The organism is Streptococcus parasanguinis (assembly GCF_001578955.1).
In the GTDB taxonomy this organism is placed as follows: Bacteria; Bacillota; Bacilli; order Lactobacillales; family Streptococcaceae; genus Streptococcus; species Streptococcus parasanguinis_U.
Window position 1 is genome coordinate 357,558 of record NZ_KQ969690.1, and the last position, 3,355, is coordinate 360,912.

Annotated in this window: 4 protein-coding genes; all 4 read left to right on the top strand. The window is 42.5% G+C overall.

Annotation, left to right across the window (positions count from 1 at the left end; genetic code table 11):
- The coding region (locus tag SPADD19_RS12640; RefSeq protein ID WP_241496486.1) for a methionine adenosyltransferase domain-containing protein at positions 1 to 188 on the top strand (188 nt) is incomplete at its 5' end.
- Between the two features lie 190 nt (positions 189 to 378).
- Positions 379 to 1,638 carry a UDP-N-acetylglucosamine 1-carboxyvinyltransferase gene (locus tag SPADD19_RS05575; RefSeq protein WP_061455467.1) on the top strand — a complete coding sequence of 420 codons (1,260 nt, stop codon included), beginning with the start codon at positions 379 to 381 and terminating at the stop codon, positions 1,636 to 1,638.
- 56 nt (positions 1,639 to 1,694) lie between these two features.
- Positions 1,695 to 2,246, top strand: coding sequence for a GNAT family N-acetyltransferase (locus tag SPADD19_RS05580; RefSeq protein ID WP_061455468.1), 552 nt, complete (start codon positions 1,695 to 1,697; stop codon positions 2,244 to 2,246).
- Positions 2,239 to 3,355 (top strand): CBS-HotDog domain-containing transcription factor SpxR (gene spxR / locus SPADD19_RS05585; RefSeq protein WP_061455469.1); only part of this gene is annotated, 1,117 nt, incomplete at its 3' end. The genes SPADD19_RS05580 and spxR, both read left to right, overlap by 8 nt.

The window sequence follows — 3,355 nt, forward strand, 5'->3', positions numbered from 1 at the left end:
AAAGCAAATTAGAAGCTGCAGCGCGTCAAATCTTTGACCTTCGTCCTGCAGGGATTATTCAAATGTTGGATTTGAAACGTCCAATCTACCGTCAAACAGCGGCTTATGGCCATATGGGACGGACGGATATCGACCTTCCATGGGAACGTTTGGATAAGGTAGAAGCCTTGAAAGAAGCTGTAAAATAATTAGTTGAAATGGAAAAGTTAGGGTCAAGATGATCCTAGCTTTTTTTCGTTTTGAAAATTCCTACAGATGGAAAAATAGGTCGATCTGTGGTATAATAGTTAAAGTATTTTAAATACATTGTCCCTTTTATTTCCGTTGAAAAAACGATAGTAAAAGGAAAAAGACTTGAAAGAGCTAATAATTATTAAGATGAAAAAAATTGTAATAAATGGAGGTCGCCCTCTAAAAGGAGAGGTGACCATTAGTGGTGCAAAAAATAGTGTAGTGGCCCTGATTCCTGCAACCATTCTGGCGGACGATATCGTGACCCTCGATGGGGTACCGGATATCTCAGATGTTGCAAGTCTGATTGAAATCATGACCATCATGGGCGCTAAGATCGAACGCAAAGAAGACAGTTTGATCATTGATCCACGTGGGGTGAAGGATATGCCCATGCCATTTGGGAAAATCAATAGCTTACGAGCTTCCTATTATTTCTATGGCAGTTTGTTAGGGCGCTATGGTCAAGCAACTGTTGGACTACCTGGAGGATGCGATCTCGGCCCACGTCCAATTGATTTGCATTTGAAGGCCTTTGAAGCGATGGGAGCCGCTATGACTATGGATGGCTCTAGTATGAAACTTGCGACAGATGGCAAGCCTCTTCAAGGAGCTAACATCTATATGGATACTGTTAGTGTCGGTGCAACGATTAATACGATTTTGGCAGCGGTCAAAGCTAAAGGTCGGACAGTGATCGAAAATGCTGCGCGGGAACCTGAAATTATCGATGTGGTGACCTTGCTCAACAACATGGGAGCTCATATTCGTGGAGCAGGGACAGATATTATTATCATTGATGGTGTTCCGCATTTGCATGGAACGAGACATCAGGTGATTCCGGATCGTATCGAAGCAGGAACCTATATTGCTCTTGCAGCTGCTATTGGGGAAGGTATCCAGATCAATAATGTCCTGTATGAGCATTTAGAGAGCTATATTGCCAAGTTAGAAGAAATGGGTGTGCGCATGACCATTTCTGAAGATAGCATCTTTGTAGAAAAGCAAACAGGCTTGAAGGCGATCCAGATCAAAACGTCTCCTTATCCTGGTTTTGCGACTGATTTGCAACAACCGATCACACCTTTGCTATTAACGGCTGAAGGACGTGGGCGAATCGTTGATACGATTTATGAAAAACGGGTTAACCATGTGCCAGAATTGGCTAAAATGGGGGCTACTATCTTGACTTTGAACGACCACATTATCTATGAAGGGCCAAATCAATTGACGGGATCAAGTGTGAAAGCGACAGATCTTCGAGCTGGTGCGGCTTTAGTGATCGCAGGTCTCATGGCTTCTGGAACAACAGAAATTACAAATGTGGAATACATCCTTCGCGGGTATTCAGATATTATTCATAAATTGACCCAACTTGGAGCAGATATCCAGTTGATCGAAGAGTAGTGATTGAATCTGAGATCTGGTAGTGGTGCCTGGATACATGAACATTGGAGTTTGAAATGAATATTTGGACGCACTTAGCTGCCTATTCACTGATTGAAACACAAAGGTTGTACTTACGACCTTTTCTCTTTGAGGATGCGGAAGATTTTTATAAGATTGCTTCGAATCCTGATAACCTACAATTTATCTTTCCTGCACAAGCTGATCTTGCTGAAACTCAATATGTACTAGCCAACTATTTCATAAAAAATCCATTGGGGGTTTGGGCGATCTGTGATAAGGAAACCAATCGGATGATCGGCTCCATCAAGTTTGAAAAGTTGGATGAAATCAAGAGTGAGGCTGAGTTAGGCTACTTTTTACGTAAAGATTTTTGGGGAAAGGGCCTGATGACAGAAGCGGTCAAAGAGTTGGCCTATCTATCGTTTGAGAAATTTCAACTAAAGGAGCTTAAGATTGTCACCCATGTTGAAAATATAGGGAGTCAAAAGGTCGCTTTAAAGGCTGGCTTTCGTCTCTTTCGTCAATTCAAAGGGAGTGACCGCTATACGCGTAAAATGCGCGATTATTATGATTTCCGCCTAGGTAGAGGGGACTTCTATGAGTAAACACCAAGAGATTTTAGACTATCTCGAAAAATTACCAATTGGGAAACGGGTCAGTGTCCGCAGTATCTCCAATTTTCTGAATGTTAGTGATGGGACGGCCTATCGTGCCATTAAAGAAGCTGAAAATCAAGGAATTGTCGAAACGCGTCCTAGAAGTGGGACCATTCGTGTCAAATCTCAAAAGGCAGTACTAGAGCACTTGACTTATCGGGAAATTTTAGAAATCACTGGATCTGAAATATTAGCAGGTGAGGAAGGTCTCGAAAAAGAATTTAATAAATTTTATATCGGTGCTATGACGGAGAAGCACGTCCTAGACTATGTGTCTGAAGGAGGTCTTTTGATCGTGGGAGACCGCACTAGCATCCAACGATTGGCTCTTAAGCATGACAATGCGGTCTTAGTGACAGGTGGCTTTGAGGTCAGTGAGGATGTGATTGATCTGGCTAATCAGGTAAAAATCCCAGTCATACGAACTTCACACGATACCTATACCGTCGCTACCATGATCAATAAGGCTTTGTCTAACATGCAGATCAAGACGGATATCTTGACAGTAGAACAGGTCTATCGGCCCTTCCATGAATATGGTTATCTTTCAGAGACTGATACGGTAAGAGACTATCTGGATTTGGTTCGAAAAAATCGCTTTAGTCGCTTTCCAGTTGTCAATCAGCACCAGATGGTGGTGGGCGTCGTGACCATGAGAGATGCTGGAGATAAGGCGCCTCAGACGACCCTTGATAAGGTGATGTCACGGACGATCTTTACCACTAAATTGTCTACTAGCATTGCAACGATTAGCCAACGGATGATTGCTGAAGATTATGAGATGATTCCTGTTATTCGTAATAACCAGACCTTGCTGGGTGTTATTACACGTCGAGATGTGATGGATCGGATCAGCAAGGTGCAGTTTTCAAGCTTACCAACCTTTAGTGAGCAAATCGGACAAAAGATTCTAACGGAGAATAATCATTACCAATTCACAGTGGAGCCAAGTATGCTTGAAAAGAGTGGTGTTTTGGCCAATGGGGTCATGATCGAAGTTCTGATGAAGATTGTTCGTAAGCTAATGCAAAATATTGGGCGTAACCTGATCATCGAAC